This is a genomic window from Streptococcus sp. DD04 (assembly GCF_001578725.1).
In the GTDB taxonomy this organism is placed as follows: domain Bacteria; phylum Bacillota; class Bacilli; order Lactobacillales; family Streptococcaceae; genus Streptococcus; species Streptococcus sinensis.
In genome coordinates, this window is record NZ_KQ968977.1 from 249,718 (window position 1) to 267,587 (window position 17,870).

General features: G+C 43.5%; 18 protein-coding genes and 1 pseudogene. 7 read left to right on the top strand and 12 right to left on the bottom strand.

Annotated elements, in window-relative coordinates:
- Window positions 1–264: hypothetical protein (locus STRDD04_RS03940; protein ID WP_062199531.1), on the top strand; the 264-nt coding region annotated here is incomplete at its 5' end.
- A gap of 146 nt (window positions 265–410) precedes the next feature.
- Here STRDD04_RS03940 and STRDD04_RS03945 read toward each other — a convergent pair.
- Window positions 411–1,697, bottom strand: a complete 1,287-nt coding sequence (locus STRDD04_RS03945) for a peptidase U32 family protein (protein WP_062199533.1) — start codon at window positions 1,695–1,697, stop codon at window positions 411–413.
- Window positions 1,698–1,856: 159 nt separating this feature from the next.
- On the bottom strand, window positions 1,857–2,786 hold the full coding sequence (locus STRDD04_RS03950; protein ID WP_062199535.1) for a peptidase U32 family protein: 930 nt from the start codon (window positions 2,784–2,786) through the stop codon (window positions 1,857–1,859).
- Between the two features lie 129 nt (window positions 2,787–2,915).
- On the opposite strand from STRDD04_RS03950, the gene STRDD04_RS03955 reads away from it, so the two are divergent.
- Window positions 2,916–3,215, top strand: coding sequence for a DUF3270 family protein (locus STRDD04_RS03955; RefSeq protein ID WP_062199537.1), 300 nt, complete (start codon window positions 2,916–2,918; stop codon window positions 3,213–3,215).
- 55 nt (window positions 3,216–3,270) lie between these two features.
- Here STRDD04_RS03955 and STRDD04_RS03960 read toward each other — a convergent pair whose 3' ends face one another.
- The 5 genes from STRDD04_RS03960 to hprK all read right to left on the bottom strand — a co-directional run bounded on the left by STRDD04_RS03960 (window position 3,271) and on the right by hprK (window position 6,739).
- Window positions 3,271–4,080, bottom strand: a complete 810-nt coding sequence (locus tag STRDD04_RS03960; protein ID WP_062199538.1) for a C39 family peptidase — start codon at window positions 4,078–4,080, stop codon at window positions 3,271–3,273.
- A 78-nt stretch (window positions 4,081–4,158) separates the two neighbouring features.
- The gene (locus tag STRDD04_RS03965) at window positions 4,159–4,608 is read right to left on the bottom strand and encodes a YtxH domain-containing protein (RefSeq protein ID WP_037616835.1); all 450 of its coding nucleotides are present in this window, start codon (window positions 4,606–4,608) and stop codon (window positions 4,159–4,161) included.
- A gap of 15 nt (window positions 4,609–4,623) precedes the next feature.
- Window positions 4,624–5,019, bottom strand: coding sequence for a DUF948 domain-containing protein (locus STRDD04_RS03970; protein WP_062199539.1), 396 nt, complete (start codon window positions 5,017–5,019; stop codon window positions 4,624–4,626).
- Between the two features lie 12 nt (window positions 5,020–5,031).
- Window positions 5,032–5,811 carry a prolipoprotein diacylglyceryl transferase gene (lgt, locus tag STRDD04_RS03975; protein WP_062199540.1) on the bottom strand — a complete coding sequence of 260 codons (780 nt, stop codon included), beginning with the start codon at window positions 5,809–5,811 and terminating at the stop codon, window positions 5,032–5,034.
- Complete coding sequence (gene hprK, locus STRDD04_RS03980) at window positions 5,804–6,739, bottom strand: HPr(Ser) kinase/phosphatase (protein ID WP_037616842.1); 936 nt, start codon at window positions 6,737–6,739, stop codon at window positions 5,804–5,806. Before hprK ends, lgt begins: the two co-directional genes overlap by 8 nt.
- A 93-nt stretch (window positions 6,740–6,832) precedes the next feature.
- Here hprK and STRDD04_RS11680 point away from each other — a divergent pair.
- Window positions 6,833–7,171 (top strand): annotated as a pseudogene (locus tag STRDD04_RS11680) (phosphoesterase); the annotation flags it as partial.
- Here the strand turns inward: STRDD04_RS11680 and STRDD04_RS03990 are convergent.
- The 3 genes from STRDD04_RS03990 to STRDD04_RS04000 form a co-directional block, all read right to left on the bottom strand.
- The gene (locus STRDD04_RS03990) at window positions 7,165–7,956 is read right to left on the bottom strand and encodes a DUF2785 domain-containing protein (RefSeq protein WP_062199542.1); all 792 of its coding nucleotides are present in this window, start codon (window positions 7,954–7,956) and stop codon (window positions 7,165–7,167) included. The pseudogene STRDD04_RS11680 and the gene STRDD04_RS03990 overlap by 7 nt on opposite strands.
- Before the next feature lie 88 nt (window positions 7,957–8,044).
- The gene (locus STRDD04_RS03995) at window positions 8,045–10,741 is read right to left on the bottom strand and encodes a cation-translocating P-type ATPase (protein ID WP_062199543.1); all 2,697 of its coding nucleotides are present in this window, start codon (window positions 10,739–10,741) and stop codon (window positions 8,045–8,047) included.
- A 191-nt stretch (window positions 10,742–10,932) separates the two neighbouring features.
- Entirely contained in the window at window positions 10,933–11,337 is a 405-nt protein-coding gene (locus STRDD04_RS04000; RefSeq protein ID WP_062199545.1) for a YwiB family protein, read from the bottom strand.
- Window positions 11,338–11,455: 118 nt separating this feature from the next.
- Between STRDD04_RS04000 and STRDD04_RS04005 the strand changes: the two genes are divergently transcribed.
- Genes STRDD04_RS04005 through STRDD04_RS04020 form a run of 4 tightly spaced genes read left to right on the top strand, consistent with a single transcriptional unit; the run spans window position 11,456 to window position 16,032 of the window.
- Window positions 11,456–12,757, top strand: coding sequence for an HD domain-containing protein (locus STRDD04_RS04005; protein ID WP_062199547.1), 1,302 nt, complete (start codon window positions 11,456–11,458; stop codon window positions 12,755–12,757).
- 1 nt (window position 12,758) lies between these two features.
- A complete protein-coding gene (yidA, locus tag STRDD04_RS04010; RefSeq protein WP_062199549.1) occupies window positions 12,759–13,568 on the top strand; it encodes a sugar-phosphatase in 810 nt (269 codons plus the stop codon).
- Window positions 13,568–14,782, top strand: coding sequence for an aminoacyltransferase (locus tag STRDD04_RS04015; protein ID WP_062199552.1), 1,215 nt, complete (start codon window positions 13,568–13,570; stop codon window positions 14,780–14,782). The genes yidA and STRDD04_RS04015 overlap by 1 nt, the downstream gene beginning before the upstream one ends.
- A gap of 14 nt (window positions 14,783–14,796) precedes the next feature.
- Entirely contained in the window at window positions 14,797–16,032 is a 1,236-nt protein-coding gene (locus STRDD04_RS04020) for an aminoacyltransferase (RefSeq protein ID WP_062199554.1), read from the top strand.
- Window positions 16,033–16,152: 120 nt separating this feature from the next.
- On the opposite strand, the gene glmM is transcribed toward STRDD04_RS04020, so the two are convergent.
- A complete protein-coding gene (gene glmM, locus STRDD04_RS04025; protein WP_062199555.1) occupies window positions 16,153–17,505 on the bottom strand; it encodes a phosphoglucosamine mutase in 1,353 nt (450 codons plus the stop codon).
- Between the two features lie 29 nt (window positions 17,506–17,534).
- A partial coding sequence (locus STRDD04_RS04030) for a YbbR-like domain-containing protein (RefSeq protein WP_269450145.1) occupies window positions 17,535–17,870 on the bottom strand: 336 nt, incomplete at its 5' end.

Below are 17,870 nucleotides of genomic sequence, written 5' to 3' on the forward strand. Positions count from 1 at the left end.
GACAACAGTCATATTCTGCGTACGATTGACTTGGCCCTGCGGAAAAATTCTGGTGTCCATGTTATTTTTCTGGATAAGAATTTTACTGGCGATATTGTCAAATATGACCGTGACCGCCAACAATTAATTGTCAAGAATTTCAAAAAAAGCATGACGACCATCATCCGTGTGCCTGATATCCAGCGCATCAGTCTAGTCCCCAATAACATCCGTGAAGCCCAAAGAAAAGATATTGGGCTCGAAAGCCGCAAATTCAAAAAATAACTCTTCAAATCAAAAGCGATTTGAAGAGTTTTATTTTTTAAAAGCAATAGCAGAATTTTTAGAATAAGGACTTCCGCTATCTATTCGTATCCACCTTGTAGGCAAGGCCTACTTGATGAGCACATTACTCCAGACTTCACTCCTAATTAAGCCCGAACAGTCACACTACTGCCATCTTCTTTATACAGATTGATTAAGCCTTCCTTGCGGGCACGGACCATATCACCAGGTTGGACTGGCTGCGGAACGGTAATCGTCAGCAATTCCATTGGATTTGGTGCGCGGTCAATCTTATTGCCCTGATCATCATGGAGGTCAGTAATGTAGGTTTCAAAATGGCGGAAACCAGGTCCGTAGAATTCTACCTGATCGCCTTCATGGATAACATTCCGCTGGCGAATGGTCGCAGTTTGAGTGGCCTCATCATAAGCAACCACTTCTGCCACAAATTTGTATTCTGGAATCTTACGTCGCGCTCCGAAAAGCTGCTCATTCTCAGTTGGTGTATGATAGTAAAAGCCAGTGGCCAGCTCACGTTGGGCTACTTTCCACATTTCATCTACCAAATCTTGCTTAATAGATTCAAACTTTTCTGGACTTTCCAAATAAGAATCCACAGCTGCTTTGTAGCAGTTGGTCACCGTCGAAACATAGTGAATGGACTTCATCCGGCCTTCGATTTTCAAACTATCGACACCATTTTCAATCATATCAGGAATCCGATCAATCATGGACATATCGACCGCAGACATGGAGAATTCCTCTGGAACAGCTCCCTGTAAACTCTTGCGTTCTTGACCAAAAGGCATGTCGTACAAATCATATTTCCAACGACAAGATTGCGAGCAGCCACCACGGTTAGCGTCACGCATACTCATGTGATTGGAAAGGGTACAACGGCCAGAGTAAGAAATACACATGGCCCCGTGAACGAAAGCTTCAATTTCAACATCTGTACGCTTGCGAATCTCAGCTAGCTCGGCCATAGAAACCTCACGCGCCAAAACGACCCGTGTCAAACCAAGATTTTTCCAAAACTCAAGCGTCTCATAGTTGGTTGCACTAGCCTGAGTCGACAAGTGAATTTCTAGGCCAGGCGCTTCTGATGCCGCGATGGCAATCAGGGCTGGGTCAGAAACAATAACAGCCGCAATCCCGATATCCCGCAAACGACGGAACCATTCTCCAGCTCCAGCTTCATTTCCTTCGTGCATGACCATATTGGCCGCCACATAGACCTTGGCACCATACTCAGCCGCAAACTGAACCCCTTCTTCCATTTGCTCAAAAGTGAAGTTCCCTGCACGACTGCGCAAACCATAGGCTTGACCACCAATAAAAACAGCATCTGCCCCATAACGAACAGCTACTTTTAACTTTTCTAACGTACCAGCTGGTGAGAGTACTTCTGGACGTTTTAATTTTTTTGTCATCTTTTCTCCTATTTGCAATATAAAAGTATTGATGTTTAACCTTATCTATTTTATAGCAATTTACTGCTAAAAGCAAGATAAGCAACTTTATTTTTACAATTCTAATTTCGACATTCGAATTAAATCAAAAAAGCAACTGGACATGCAGTTGCCCTATATTTATTTTACCATATCTGGATCATAATCATAAAAACCAGTATCCAGAAAACGATTCTTCGGATGCAGTTTATGAACCAACTCATCCAGCAAGAAAGCTTGGTCATGCGTAAATTCACCTTTTTCAAGCAAGTCACGAGCTCGGATAAAGAGCTTGACAATCTCGACAAAATTCTGACCTGGCGTATAAAGTCCTTCCAGCTTCCAGTGGGTAAATCCATGTTCAACTAATTCTCCCAATTTGGTCATCAAATCCAGATCATTATTGGCAAAGATATGCGTACCGTGATTGTCTTCAAAAATCGAATAATGACTTTTAGGGTCACTTGGCTCCGCCAAGAAAAGATCCCTTTCTCTGGTCTTTTCATCATCTATATGCGTAAAATTGTAGTAATTTTGCAGGAGAGGTCGCTTCGAATGATGGATAACACTGGCACCATAAACTAAGATTTCGGCAGGAATTTCCAGAATCTCTGGCATCTTGAAGAGCTCAGCCGATGGGATTTCACGCGCTAAAACCGCTTCAGAGACACCAGCATTTTTGCCCCAAAAATTGATCTGACGGCTGCTGGTAACCATAGTAGAGGCATCATAAATAGTCTTAAAATTGTAGCCATCACGCTGCAGGACGTAAAAAACACCTGCATCTCCGACTGTAATGTAATCAACCCCAATCTCTTTAAGATAGTCTAAATACGGCTTAATTTTATCCATCATATCTTGGTGCATGAGAGCGTTTACGGCAACTGTCAACTCTTTCCCGTGCTGATGAACTAGAGAAGAAATACGATTTAATTCGTCATAGGTGAAATTATGGGGCAGTCGAAGACCATAATTTTTTTCACCAACATAAATTCTATCAACTCCTGCCTGTAAGAGTTGCTCAACTTGCTCTACACTTTCAGCTGTAGCTGTAATAATTATCTTTTTCATACCATCTATTATAACAAAAAAATATTTGCTGGCTATTCTTAATTCGAATTTAGTCGTTTTGTAATGTTTTTGTAATATTTTAAACAGACAAACATGGTAAAATTATAGAGTACTGAAGGAGAGAGAATTATGCCCGTAAGAAAATACCGACAATATGATGACCCTATTGACTATACCTATCAAGATGAAACTATACAATCCCCACTCTATCAAGAATATCTACCTGAAGCTGAATCCGATCCAAAGTTAAGTGAATTGTTCTTCTTTTTAAATATTGCTGTTTTCTGTGTTTTAACCGTTTTATTTAGTTTTATATTTTTGACTTTCAAAGTAAATGCTTTTATAGCTTTTGTACTTGCTATCGCAACAAGTTTGTTTGCTATTCAGCTCTATAGAACATTTGCAAAAAAACATTCTGCTAAAAATTAATTTATGTCCCTACAATTTTGAAAAGAAAGAGGCTAGAAAAGCCTCTTTTTTATATTTACCAAGCATAATTTGGCTCCTGGCAGGCAACCATCGCAGTCAATAACTCTTCTGGACTGACCTTCTTCAACCCTCCATAAACAGGGTCCTGAACCAAATAAGAAGGATCTAGATAATAAACAGCCAGGATATCAGTGCCATCTACCGATAGCTCGTACCCTGTTCCCACAACATTGTGCTCTCCCTTGCGGCCTGGATAGAGAAGAGCGTTATTAACTGTATAATACATAGGATAGCCATCATCAATATTCTTGCGTAAGCGCTCCTTAAAAAGGCGCATATCTTCAGAATTCTTTGCACTACTGCTCACCGTCGCTAGATGGTAGCCCGCTTGACCTGCCGGCACTTCCGCATAGCCAAACAGATATTGATTTAAGACACGGACAGCATTGACATTATGGGTACCGAATGTCTCGTCGGTTCCCATCGCTCGCGCCAATTCTTCCTGACTGACATTGACCCCCTTGTAAGCTAAAATCATACTGACAGAGGTCGGTGCACAAGTATTCCAAGCTCTCTGAACCTGCATAGGGACTTCCAAGCGTTTTCTGATTGAAAGAGCTGCTTCTTTGCTGGAAGGCTGTGTCTCTTGCTTGCCATTTTCACTGCTTTGGCTGGGGCTTTCCGACTCTGAGGAAATGGAATTCTGGCTAGTGCTAGATTGCTTAGAACTAGGTTGGCTCGTGCTCGAAGCTTGAGAAGAAGAGTCAGAGCTTCTAGACTGAGGGGACTCTGAAGCTTTCTGCTGAGAACAAGCTAATAAGCAGCAGCCCAGACCGAGCAAGACAAGTATTTTTAAATTTTTCATACCGACACCTCCTTTATTTATATGATAACGCTTTCTTTGAGAGAAATCAAGATAGGCCAGCGGATGCCGGCCTATTTTTTATTTCTCATTCTCTTTTGCTTCTGTTTCTAAATCAATGATAATCTCTTCTGAAGGAGTTGTTTCCTCTTCTTCAGTCAGCGTCTCAGAGACTACTTCCTCAAAAATTTCCTCTTCTTTTTCAAATTTCTCTTTGATTTCTTGGAATTTGTCCTGTGAGTAGTCTACCACTGATTTAGTGGTGTCTTTTACAGATTCTAACACTGTTTCGGCTGTGATTTCACCTTTTTCGACCTTCTCTTTGGTTTGGTTGATGGTCTTCACAGCTTGGTCAGAAAAATCTTTCACTGACTGGACGACTACCTCATGTGTCTTGTCTGGATTTTCCCGATAATCACTGACAAAATCTTGTACTTTTTCCGTAACTTCTTTTCCCTTTTTACTGGTCAGAAAGTACGCTGCTGCTGCACCAGAAACGGCACCTAACAAAAGTGATGAAATTTTTCCCATAATAAACCTACTTTCTTATTTTTTGAATAATTTTGATGCAAAACGAAGAGCAGTTAAACCTGCAGTTGTTTTCGCAGTTCCTTTTCCGGCTGCAACAGCCTTCTTGCTCAGTGTGCGAGCCTGATCATTCAAGTCAGATACAGACTCAGATAAATCTGCAACTGCCGTAAATAGCGGGTCAATGGTTGCGACCTTTTGGTTTATATCATCTGTCAGAACGTTGACCTTAGCCAGTAAATCATTGGTTTGATGTAGGGTTACATTGACATCAGAAGTCAAAACTTTGATGGTGTTTTCTGTCTCATCTAGCATTTTCCCAGCCTTATCGCCGAGAGTTTTGACGGTAATGGTCATGTATATTAGAAAGACAATCAATACGACAGCAACTAAAGTATAAGCAATTTCAAGCATAGTTTTCTCCTCTCATTCTTGATAATAGGGGGCTTGTTTTTTTCTCTGATAAATGATAATGCCAAGGCCCAGTAAAATCAGGGCAACAGACAGCCACTGAGATACACGAATACCTAGGAACATGAGACTATCTGTCCGCATACCTTCGATAATCATCCGACCAAAGCCGTACCAAATTAGGTAAAAGGCTGCCAATTCTCCCTGACGGAAGAATTTAGACCTACGTCGTAAAATCAGTATCAAGACAAAGCCAAGTAAATTCCAAACGGATTCGTATAAAAAGGTCGGCTGACGGTAAGCACCGTCTATGTACATATTGTCGCGAATGAAAGACGGCAGATAGTTGAGACTCTTGACCGCTGCTCCATAGGCTTCTTGGTTAAAGAAATTGCCCCAACGGCCGATACTCTGGGCAATCAGGACACTTGGTGCCGCAATATCCAGAAAATCAACGGGATTGATCAGCCTTCTCTGTGAAAAGAAATAGAGGACTAGGGCGCCGGTTATCAAACCGCCATAGATGGCCAAGCCTCCATTCCAAATCTGAAAAATCTCAATTAGAGGCTGCTTGCTATAATAAGACCATTCAAAAATCACATAGTAAAGCCGCGCTCCAAGGATAGCCAAAGGAAAGGCAATCAGGATAAAGTCTATAATATCATCTGGGATCATTTTCTTGCGTGGAGCTTCCTTCATAGCTAAGTAGACTGCTAAAATCAAGCCGCTGACAATACAAAGAGCGTACCAACGGATGCTGAAGGGACCTACTGTAAAGGCTACTGGATCAAGCATCTGTCACCTCATTCTGGCTAATCAGATTAGTCAAGCGTTCCTCAAAAATCTTAGTAGCATCAAAGCCCATTTCCTTAGCCCGATAGTTCATCGCTGCCGCTTCAATGACAACGGAAATATTACGCCCAGTCTTAACAGGAATACGGATACGCGGAATACCAACCCCTGCAATTTCCAGTTCCTCGGCGTTATTTCCTAAACGGTCAAATGCTTTATGTGAGTCATAATTTTCCAGATAAACCGCAATCTGAACCTGTGATGAATCCTTGACCGCACTGGCGCCGTATAGACTCATGACATCGATAATCCCAACTCCTCGGATTTCCAGAAGATGGCGCAGAATCTCAGCAGGCTCTCCCCAGAGGGTCATCTCATCCTTGGCATAGATGTCCACTCGGTCATCCGCAACCAGACGATGGCCTCGTTTGACAAGTTCAAGGCCAGTCTCGCTCTTACCGATTCCACTGTCCCCCTGTATCAGTACTCCCATACCATAGATATCCATCAGAACCCCATGGACGCTGGTCCGCTCTGCCAAGCGTGAATCCAGATAACTAGATATTTCACCAGATAAGCGACTGGTAGGTGTCTTACTTCTAAGGATAGCAACCTTATTTTCTTCTGCAGCTTGGAGCATTTCCTCGGGAATTTCAAGTTTTCTTGCAATAATAACCACAGGCGTTTCAGGCTGAAACATTTTCAAAAGCACTTGATAACGATTGTGCGAGGTCATCTTCATCAGATAAGACCATTCTTTCATTCCGATTAGCTGAATACGCTCAGGTGTGTAGTAATCAAAATAGCCCGTCATTTCAAGTCCTGGACGAGAAATGTCAGAAGTCTGAATTTCTTTTTCTAAGAGATTTTCATCTCCGTATATCAGATGAAGCCGTACTTTATTTAATAGGTCTTTGACCTTTACAGACATCAGTTTCTCCCTTCAAATCTTTCTTTCTCTATTATAACAAATTTTTAGGGTAAGAGCGGATTTAAGGAGATATTTTCAAAGGGAAATACAGTATTCATGCAATTTAATGCTCAAAAATCAACTAGAAGTCTGCCTACCACTGCCCTGCATTTTGTTCGCTATCAAGACTTTTATTATGACCTTCTCCACCATCGTCACTCTATGTATACAATTGACACCTTCCCCTGCCACCTGCGGCCTCTGGGCTACAGCTGTGAAAGGGAGTTGACTCGGAATGGTTTTAATGCCTTTCCTCAGTATAAGATTCCCCAAATGTATCGCCTGCACAAGCGTTATAATACTGTTAAAGATTTAATCGAATTTTGAGACTATAAGAAAAAACACCTGGCAGACGAACTGCGAGATGCTTTAAAAGTGATTGAAGTTCAGTAATGGAAATGTTGAATGACAGTTTTTAGCTCATCTGAGAGCTGTTTTTTGCTGTCCAACTGTACATAGACTTCTAATAAACAGGAGCGAAAATTGGAAAAAGCAATGAAGTCTTGGTTGCTTTCTAATGGAAAACTCTGTGATTGAAGCCACAGTCTAAATTCATGCTGCGCCAGTTTTTCCTGTAAGACAGCTTGATAGAGCACCTGAGCTAAGCGCCAGTCCTCATCATTTCTGAAACGGATTGGAACTCTTTTAAAAACTTGATGAATGACCTCTAGAATCTCTGGCATCCTACTGGAGGGAAAGTCCGGATGACAAGCCACTTCTGTCAATAAGTCTGCTCCATGAGCGAAGGCATGAACCCAACCGTATTTCCTGGAGTAACCCCTTGTATCTCTTTCTACTGACAAGTAGGTTAACCCCTTATCTAGTAAATATGTTCTTTCTTGCACTGATAAAGCCTGATAATACGAAGAGTCTGGATTACCATCACAGTTTAAGAGATTAGCATAAAGTAAAGCCGTGAAGGACCGTGTTAAGGTGGCTTGACCATTTTCGTCACTCTTGTAAAAAAGTCCTTGTCTTTTGACTGCTTCTTGAGCCAAGAAGTGGAACTGTTCAACTGAAAACAGGTCAGCCTGAAGTCCCCTTGCTAAGGACGAAAAGACTAACTCATCACGGATTGCAGCTTCTGGATGACCAATATGATCCAGCAACCATAAGATTTCTTCCTCATAATATAAAGGAGAAGCTTCTTCCAACTTCTTTCGTAAATTTTGGTACATGCTTTTACTGTCCTTTCGGGTTGCTTTCTTTGAATTTGATTATACCGCCTTGTACGCAAAAAAGCCATCCGCAGATGACTTTTTGCTGTTAAATAGCATTCTTGTCCATACCTAATTTACGTTGGATGAACTTAACAATTTCAACAATGATAATCATAGAGAAACTGCCGATCAGGACAACAGTCCATTGGGTCAAATCTAACTTGGTCACATGGAAAATCTTTTCAAGTGGATCAATCACAATGGTTGAAATCAAGAGGATGAAAGAAACCAGAATAGACCAGTTAAAGGTCTTAGACTTGAATGGACCAACTGTAAAGATAGATTGGTAAACAGATTTTACATTGTAAGCATGGAAGAGCTGGATGAGCCCCAGAGTCGCAAAGGCCATGGTAAGGGCATCCGCATGAATCGCTTTTACATCGCCGATATGAACAGGATTGGCAATAGCATAGCCATAGACGGACAGAACGAGAGCACCTTGCAGCAATCCTTGGTAGATGATGGAACTCATGACACCACCAGAGAAGAAGCTAGACTTACGACCACGAGGCTTGTGAGTCATGACGCCTGGCTCAGCAGGTTCAACCCCCAGAGCAATGGCAGGGAAGGTATCCGTTACTAGGTTAATCCAAAGCAGATGAACTGGCTGTAGCACATCCCAGCCAAAGAGAGTTGCCAAGAAAATAGTCAGCACTTCAGCTGTATTAGCTGAAAGAAGATATTGAATGGTCTTTTGAATGTTCGAGAAGACCTTACGTCCTTCTTCTACGGCGACGATGATGGTCGCAAAGTTATCATCCGCCAGAATCATGTCAGAAGCACCCTTAGATACTTCTGTACCTGTAATACCCATACCGATACCGATATCAGCTGTCTTCAAAGCTGGTGCGTCATTGACACCATCACCTGTCATGGCAACGACCTTACCTTGGTTTTGCCAAGCTTTCACGATACGAACCTTATGCTCAGGAGAAACCCGCGCATAGACAGAGTATTGACCAACCACTTTTTCGAATTCTGCATCAGAAAGCTCGTTGAGCTCAGCACCAGTCAGGACATGATCTTCAGTATCTCCCGCATCGATGATACCCAAGCGCTTAGCAATCGCTTCAGCTGTGTCTTGGTGGTCACCAGTAATCATGATTGGACGAATACCAGCTTCCTTGGCTACGTGAACAGCTTCTGCTGCTTCGGCACGTTCTGGGTCAATCATACCGATTAAACCAGTAAAGATTAAATCATTTTCCAGATTTTCAGAAGTTAAGTCAGCCGGAACTGCATCAATAATCTTGTAGGCACCAGCTAGCACGCGCAGAGCTTGGTGAGCCATTTCTGAGTTATTAGACTTAATCAGCTGTGAAGTAGCGTCATCAATCGCTGCAACATCTCCAGCCTTATCACGGGCAACACAGCGTTTCAAGAGTTGATCTGGCGCCCCCTTTACTGCCACAAGGAAGTTCCCATCTGGCAATGGATGGACAGTAGACATGAGCTTACGGTCTGAATCAAACGGTAGCTCAGCTACCCGAGGATATTTCTCTAAAAAGCCTTTAACATCATAGCCCTTGTCCAAAGCATACTGGATAAAGGCTGTTTCTGTTGGGTCACCAATCAGCTTTCCTTCTTGGTCAATCTTGGTATCATTGGCTAAGACAACTGAACGTAAGAGCGGCAGCTCCAAACCAAGTTCAATATCTTGGCCAGCTTCATTCAGGACCCCGTCATAAAAGACTTTTTCGACCGTCATCTTATTCATAGTCAGGGTACCGGTCTTATCTGAAGCGATAATCTCAGTTGATCCTAAAGTCTCAACAGCAGGAAGCTTACGGACAATTGAATTCCGCTTAGCCAGAACCTGAGTTCCCAAAGCCAAGACGATAGTAACGATAGCTGGCAGACCTTCTGGAATCGCCGCAACCGCAAGAGCAACCGAAGTCATCAGTTCACCAAGTGGGTCTTTCCCTTGAATGAAGACACCGACTACAAAGGTCACCGCAGCAATCACCAAGATAGCATAAGTCAGAACCTTGGACAGACTATTGAGATTTTGCTTGAGCGGTGTATCAGTCTCATCCGCATCTTGCAACATACCTGCGATATGACCGACTTCGGTATACATCCCTGTATTGACAACAACCCCTACTCCTCGGCCGTAAGTGACATTGGAGTTTTGGAAGGCCATGTTGACACGGTCGCCAATACCTGCATCTGCAGCTACGTCGACAGTCAAATCTTTCTCAACGGGCACAGACTCACCTGTCAAAGCCGCTTCTTCGATTTTCAGGGAATTAGCTTCCAAAAGCCGCATATCTGCTGGGACAATGTCACCGGCTTCCAATCTGACGACATCACCAGGCACTAATTCTTTGGAGTCCAATTCAGTGACATGGCCATCACGCAGGACACGCGCAGCTGGGCTGGACATAGATTTAAGGGCTGCAATGGCTTCTTCTGCCTTGCCTTCCTGATAGACACCAAAGATGGCATTGATGATGACCACAGCTAGGATAATGATAGCATCTGCAATATCCTCACCACCTGATGTGACGACAGACAAAATTGCTGCCACCAACAGGATGATGATCATCAAATCCTTGAACTGCTCAATGAATTTCATCAAGAGAGTCTTTTTCTCTCCTTCTTCCAATTCATTACGGCCGTAGTCCGCCAAACGTTGCTGGGCTTGGCTGCTGGTCAATCCTTGTTCGGAAGCTTCCATTGCTTGCAAAACTTCCTCAGGACTTTGAGTATAAAAAGCTTGACGCTTTTGTTCTTTTGACAAAATGTCTCCTCCTTTTGATGGGCCTCTTTCAAAATAAACAAAAAAGAGACCTGTTAATTAACAAGTCTCGCTATTTCATACAAGGCCGGAAATTTCTTTCGTATTGACGACCTTGTAACGGTGTGACCGTTAGCTACTCCCTTGAGTGTATTTATTATACCAAAATTCTTGTAATTTTCAAGGCGGAGCAGTTAGTTTTCAATTTTTTCTTCTTTCCATTCGATTTTCATCTGATAGGAAGCGAAGAGCTGGTCATCATCGGCTCTTTTTAAATCATAGTGGAGTTCCAAAGCCTGATTTTCGACATCTAAGTGATAATGCTGAGTGTCTGTCAGAAAGTGTTGAGCTCCCAGCGGTGTTGGAATCGCCACAAAATGCTGACTGTCTTTGACAAAGGATAATATGGACTTGGGCTTGGAAAAACGGGTCATGGTCAGCTTATCGGCGTTAAATTTCAAAACTACCTTCTCCTTCTCCTCATTCTTATAGAGCAAGTAGTGATAGTCACCTTTTTGTGTCCATTCTACATCATAGATTTGGTCAATCAACTCTATTTGATCATCTAGTTTGATTTGATTTCTCATTCTGATTTTCATTATTGTCTCACATTTCTTTTTTCCTTTCTCTTATTTTATCAAAAATTTCTGTAGAATTCTCCCTTTCTACCTCACCCTTTGAATTTCGTCCGCTGAGTATTTATGATATAATAGGACTATGGTTGAAAAAGTATTTCGAGATCCCGTCCATAATTACGTTCATGTGGACCATCAGGTCATTTATGATTTAATCAATACCAAAGAATTTCAACGGCTGCGCCGCATCAAACAGCTGGGCACTTCTGGCTATACTTTTCACGGCGGGGAGCACAGCCGTTTTTCGCATTGTCTGGGAGCCTATGAGATCGCCCGGCGCATCACCGATATTTTTAATGAAAAATACAGTAATGTCTGGGACAGTCACGAGAGCCTACTGACCATGACGGCTGCTCTTCTGCATGACTTGGGACACGGCGCCTATTCACATACTTTTGAGCGCCTCTTTGATACTAATCACGAGGACATCACACGGCAAATCATCACCAGTCCTGAGACAGAGATTAATCACGCCTTGGTGCAGGTTTCACCTGATTTCCCAGAAAAGGTGGCTAGCGTCATCAATCATACTTACCCTAATAAACAGGTGGTTCAGCTGATTTCCAGCCAGATTGATGTGGATCGGATGGACTATCTCTTACGAGACTCCTTTTTCACCGGCGCTTCCTATGGGCAATTCGATTTGACTCGGATTCTGCGAGTGATCTGTCCAGTAGAAAACGGCATCGCCTTCAAGCGCAATGGCATGCACGCGGTGGAGGACTATGTCGTCAGTCGCTACCAGATGTACATGCAGGTCTATTTCCATCCAGCCAGCCGGGCTATGGAAGTCTTACTGCAAAATCTGCTCAAGCGGGCTAAGTTTCTCTATCCAACTCAGAAGGATTATTTTGCGCTGTCATCGCCAAATCTCATTCCATTCTTTGAAAACAGGGTGACCCTGCAGGATTATCTGGCCTTGGATGATGGTGTCATGAATACCTATTTCCAAGTTTGGATGACTAGTCCGGACAAGATTTTATCTGACTTAGCTCAGCGTTTTATCAACCGCAAGGTCTTTAAGTCCATCGTCTTCTCTGAGGAAAACGAAGTACATTTGGATATCATGCGAGACCTTGTTGGACAAGTTGGCTTTGATCCTGATTACTATACTGCTATCCATCGCAATTTTGACTTGCCCTATGATTTCTATCGGCCTGATGTTGAAAAACCTCGGACTCAGATTGAAATCCTGCAAAAAGATGGCAGCTTAGCAGAACTATCCAGCCTGTCACCTATCGTTCATTCGCTAGCCGGGACCAGACAGGGCGATAATCGCTTCTACTTCCCTAAGGAAATGCTGGCAGAGACTGGGCTTTTCAGCGAGAAAAACCAGACCTTTATGCACTATATCAAAAACGACCAATTTACCTACGGAGAATAATATGTCTATCAAATTAGTTGCCGTTGACATTGACGGTACCCTTTTAAATAACAAACGAGAAATCACTCCTGAAGTATTCAGCGCTGTTCAGGATGCCAAAGCTGCCGGTGTCAAAATCGTCATTGCAACTGGCCGTCCGATTCCCGGTGTCCAAAAACTGCTGGAAGACCTGAAGCTTAATCAGCCGGACAACTATGTCGTGACCTTCAACGGCGGACTGGTGCAGGATACTGTCACAGGCGAAGAATTGATCAAAGAAACACTGTCTTATGACGACTATCTGGATATCGAGCTGCTCGGACGAAAATTAGGCGTTCACATGCATGCCATCACCAAGGACGGCATCTATACAGCTAACCGCAATATTGGAAAATACACGGTCTATGAATCTAGCTTAGTCAACATGCCCGTCTACTACCGCACACCTGAGGAAATGACTGATAAAGAAATCGTCAAGTGCATGTATATTGATGAACCGGAAATTCTAGATGCGGCCATCGCTAAGCTGCCACCGGAATTAGCCGAAAAATATACACTGGTTAAATCAGCTCCTTTCTATCTGGAAATTGTCAAAAAGACTGTCAATAAAGGAGCTGCTATCCTCCATCTGGCTGAAAAACTTGGCTTGAGCAAGGAGCAGACCATGGCTATCGGTGATGAAGAAAATGACCGCGCCATGCTGGAAGCAGTCGGCTCTCCTGTTGTCATGGAAAACGGCAGGGAGGAACTCAAGAAAATCGCCAAATACATCACCAAGTCGAACGAAGAATCCGGCGTAGCACACGCTATTAGAGAGTGGGTTTTAAAATAATGTACAGCTACAAAATTGGAATTTCAGCTCAGGAACACGACGATTTTGTCACGGCTCATCCGCAGGCCAATCTCCTGCAGAGTGCAGCCTGGGCTCAGATCAAGGACAACTGGGAAAATGAACGCTTAGGCTTCTATAAAGACGGCCACTTGGTTGCTGCAGCCAGTGTCCTGATCAAACCACTGCCCTTGGGGATGACTATGCTTTATATCCCGCGCGGTCCCATCATGGACTATAGTGACAAGGAGCTGCTGACCTTTGTTTTGGCGTCGCTCAAGAAATTTGCCAAGGAGAAAAAAGCTCTTTTTGTCAAATTTGACCCCAGCCTCTTTCTGGCAGAAAGCAAGATGGGCGGACCATTGCAAGACAAGGCGGATACAGTTGAACTTATCAAGCAGCTGCAGCAAGCTGGAGCTGTCTGGGTCGGACGGACCGAGTCTCTGGATGAAACCATTCAGCCTCGCTTGCAGGCCAATATTCATAAAGAAGATTTTAGTGAAGAACTGCTTTCTAAAAGCACACGTCAGGCTATTCGTACAGCCCGTAATAAAGGCATTCAAATCCAATTTGGTGGAGCAGAATTACTGGATGATTTTTCAGGCCTGATGAAGAAAACGGAAAATAGAAAAAACATTCATCTGCGAGACAAAGACTATTACCAAAAACTCTTGGATACTTATCCTGAGCACTCCTACATCACCTTGTCCAGCATTGATCTAAAGGCACGCTTGGAAGACTTGCAGGCTCAGCTGACCAAGGCACTTAAAGAAGCAGAGAAATTTACCGAGAAAACCAAGCCCGGCAAGATTGAGAATAACCAGCAAGAACAGAAACGCCTCCAAGAAGAAATTGACTTTCTGCAGGACAAAATCAGCCAAGGTGCTGCTGTCGTTCCCCTGTCTGGCACGCTGGTCCTAGAATACGGCAAGACCTCTGAAAATATCTATGCCGGAATGGACGAGGAGTACCGTCGTTACCAGCCTGCCATCATCACTTGGTACGAAACGGCCAAACATGCTTTTGAGCGTGGAGCGGATTGGCAAAATATGGGCGGAATCGAAAACGACCTCAAGGGCGGTCTCTACAGCTTTAAATCCAAGTTCAATCCGACCATTGAGGAATTTGCTGGTGAGTTTAACCTGCCAACCAATCCTCTTTACCACCTCTCCAATCTGGCCTACACTATCAGAAAGAAACTGCGCAGCAAGCATTAAAAGAAAGGAAGCCTATGACCTTTAAACTTCTCAGCCAAGAAGAATTCATCCAGCATACCTCAGCTAGCTCCCAACGCTCTTTTATGCAGACCGTGGAAATGGCAGAGCTACTGAGCAAGCGTGGCTTCAGTACCCAGTATGTCGGCTACACTGACCCGCAGGGACAGGTAGTGGTGTCTGCTGTCCTCTACAGTATGCCGATGACTGGCGGCCTCCATATGGAAATCAACTGCGGCCCTGTCTCTACCGATGCTCAATACCTGACTCCCTTCTATCAAGCTTTGCAGGCTTACGCTAAAAAAGAAGGCACTCTGGAACTCATCATCAAGCCCTACGAGACTTATCAGACCTTTGACAGCAATGGCCAGCCCACATCTGATGAAAAAGCCGAGCTTATCCAGCAACTGACTGACTTGGGCTTTGACTTTGACGGCCTACAGACTGGCTATCCAGGCGGGGAGCCTGATTGGCATTATGTCAAAGACTTAACTGGTCTGACGGAGAAAGACTTGCTCAAGTCCTTCAGTAAAAACGGCAAGGCGACCGTCAAAAAGGCGAATACCTTTGGTATCAAGCTAAAAAGACTGGAACGCGACCAACTCAGTGTTTTCAAAGACATCACAGCTGCCACTTCTGACCGACGAGAATATGATGACAAGCCACTAGACTACTATCAAGATTTTTATGATAGCTTTGGTCAGCAGGCGGACTTTATGGTAGCCAGTCTCAACTTCAAGGACTATCTTCAGAACTTACAAAAAGACCAAGAGAAACTGGGCCAGAAAATCCAGAAACTGCAGGCAGATTTGGAAAAAAATCCTCAATCTGAAAAGAAGCAAAATCAGCTGCGAGAGCTTTCCAGCCAGTTTGACAGCTTTGAAACCCGCAAAGCAGAGGCTCAAGAGCTGATTGACAAGTACGGCGACCAAGACCAGTTCCTAGCTGCCAGCCTCTTTATCTATACTCCCCAGGAAGCAACCTATCTCTTCAGCGGCTCCTATCCTGAGTTTAACAAATTCTACGCTCCAGCATTGCTGCAGGAATATGTCATGACCGAAAGCATCAAGAGAGGCATTCCATTTTATAATTTTCTCGGAATCATGGGTATTTTCGACGGATCTGACGGCGTTCTGCGCTTTAAGCAGAACTTCAATGGCTTCATCGTCCGAAAAATGGGAACTTTCCGCTACTACCCAAACCCTCTTAAGTTTAAAATCCTTAGCTTAATTAAAAAAATGCTAAGGCGTTAAAAAGAAGGGATTCTCTATTCATACTCCGATTTCTTTTCCATAGAAAAGGCTTGAGATCAGTTGATCTCAAGCCTCTTTTTCTCCCAAATGATGTATCTACAAAATTAAATCTGAAACTAATTATTCAATGCCAATCTCGGCACGTACGACGTCCGCAATCGTATCGACATAATAATCCACTTCTTCATGAGTTGGAGCTTCAGCCATGACACGTAGAAGGGGCTCTGTTCCACTTGGGCGGACAAGGATGCGGCCATTTCCTGCCATCTCAGTTTCCATCTTTTCAATAATCTCTCTGATAGCAGGAACTTCCATAGACTTATCTTTCATGGCATTTTCGACGCGGATATTGACCAATTTTTGTGGGTAAATCGTCACTTCTGCAGCTAATTCAGATAAGCTCTTGCCAGTTTCTTTCATCACTTTTGTTAATTGCACCGCTGACAATTGACCATCTCCAGTAGTATTATAATTCATGATAATGACATGTCCAGACTGCTCGCCGCCTAAATTGTAGCCTGATTTCCGCATTTCTTCTACCACATAGCGGTCGCCGACAGCGGTCACCGCTTTATTGATTCCTTCGCGATCCAAGGCTTTGTGGAAACCAAGATTAGACATAACAGTTGTTACAATCGTATTGTGGGCTAATTGACCTTTCCCTGAAAGATATTTACCAATGATATACATAATCTTGTCACCATCTACAATATCTCCATTTTCATCAACGGCAATCAGACGATCACTGTCCCCATCAAAAGCAAGTCCAATCGCAGCTCCCGATTCACGGACTGTTTCTTGCAAGGCTTCTGGATGTGTAGAGCCAACGTTTAAGTTGATGTTAAGACCATCTGGGCTTTCCCCAATAACTGTCAACTGGGCTCCCAAGTCTGCAAAAACTTGCCGGGCACTGGTTGAAGCTGCGCCATTTGCCGTATCAAGGGCAACATGCAAGCCTTCTAGCTCTAAACCAGTTGAAACTAGATATTGTTGATATTTCCGCAAGCCTTCTGGATAATCCATCAATCTTCCCAGACCTTCTGCACTTGGACGCGGAAGCGTATCCTCTTCGGCGTCTAGCAGAGCTTCGATTTCTAGTTCGCGTTCATCATCCAATTTGTATCCATCACCACCAAAGAATTTGATGCCGTTGTCAAGAGCAGGATTGTGGCTGGCAGAAATCATGACACCAGCGCTAGCTTTTTCTGACTTGACCAAGTAAGCCACGCCCGGAGTGGCAATCACACCAAGCTTATAAACATGAATACCGACTGATAACAACCCCGCAATCAATGCGCTCTCCAGCATTTCTCCTGAGATACGTGTATCGCGGCCAACAAAGACTCGAGGCACTTCACTTTCGTGTTGGCTTAGAACGTAGCCCCCAAAACGACCTAACTTAAAAGCCAATTCTGGCGTTAATTCTACATTTGCTTCTCCACGAACACCATCGGTCCCAAAATATTTACCCATTTTATAAAAATTTCCTTTCAAATTTTACTTTACTTGCTTGATGAAGTCGAACTCGAACTTGATCCAGATTTCGAACTGGATGACGAGTTTGAATTTTTTGCTTTTGTGATTACTTTTATGGTTGTTTCAAATGGTGTCACAACACTAGGCATGACATTTCCATTGGCATCAACAGCTTGGAGCGGCACCGTACCGCTGTAGTTCCCTGAAATCGTTACATTCGACGGTAAAATCGCCGCTACATACTCAATATTATCTAAAGTCTCTGCATCACTCGTCACCATTACTTCTGTGTCTTCAAGAGCAACATTCGTGATGGAGACATTTTCAGCTACCTGACTATTGGTAAACAGGTGACGAACGGC

Coding starts and splice junctions, on each gene's coding strand:
- STRDD04_RS03945 (WP_062199533.1), bottom strand. CDS start 1,697: ATGACAAAAAAATTAAAACGTCCAGAAGTACTCTCACCAGCTGGTACG.
- STRDD04_RS03950 (WP_062199535.1), bottom strand. CDS start 2,786: ATGAAAAAGATAATTATTACAGCTACAGCTGAAAGTGTAGAGCAAGTT.
- STRDD04_RS03955 (WP_062199537.1), top strand. CDS start 2,916: ATGCCCGTAAGAAAATACCGACAATATGATGACCCTATTGACTATACC.
- STRDD04_RS03960 (WP_062199538.1), bottom strand. CDS start 4,080: ATGAAAAATTTAAAAATACTTGTCTTGCTCGGTCTGGGCTGCTGCTTA.
- STRDD04_RS03965 (WP_037616835.1), bottom strand. CDS start 4,608: ATGGGAAAAATTTCATCACTTTTGTTAGGTGCCGTTTCTGGTGCAGCA.
- STRDD04_RS03970 (WP_062199539.1), bottom strand. CDS start 5,019: ATGCTTGAAATTGCTTATACTTTAGTTGCTGTCGTATTGATTGTCTTT.
- lgt (WP_062199540.1), bottom strand. CDS start 5,811: ATGCTTGATCCAGTAGCCTTTACAGTAGGTCCCTTCAGCATCCGTTGG.
- hprK (WP_037616842.1), bottom strand. CDS start 6,739: ATGTCTGTAAAGGTCAAAGACCTATTAAATAAAGTACGGCTTCATCTG.
- STRDD04_RS03990 (WP_062199542.1), bottom strand. CDS start 7,956: ATGTACCAAAATTTACGAAAGAAGTTGGAAGAAGCTTCTCCTTTATAT.
- STRDD04_RS04000 (WP_062199545.1), bottom strand. CDS start 11,337: ATGAAAATCAGAATGAGAAATCAAATCAAACTAGATGATCAAATAGAG.
- STRDD04_RS04005 (WP_062199547.1), top strand. CDS start 11,456: ATGGTTGAAAAAGTATTTCGAGATCCCGTCCATAATTACGTTCATGTG.
- yidA (WP_062199549.1), top strand. CDS start 12,759: ATGTCTATCAAATTAGTTGCCGTTGACATTGACGGTACCCTTTTAAAT.
- STRDD04_RS04015 (WP_062199552.1), top strand. CDS start 13,568: ATGTACAGCTACAAAATTGGAATTTCAGCTCAGGAACACGACGATTTT.
- STRDD04_RS04020 (WP_062199554.1), top strand. CDS start 14,797: ATGACCTTTAAACTTCTCAGCCAAGAAGAATTCATCCAGCATACCTCA.
- glmM (WP_062199555.1), bottom strand. CDS start 17,505: ATGGGTAAATATTTTGGGACCGATGGTGTTCGTGGAGAAGCAAATGTA.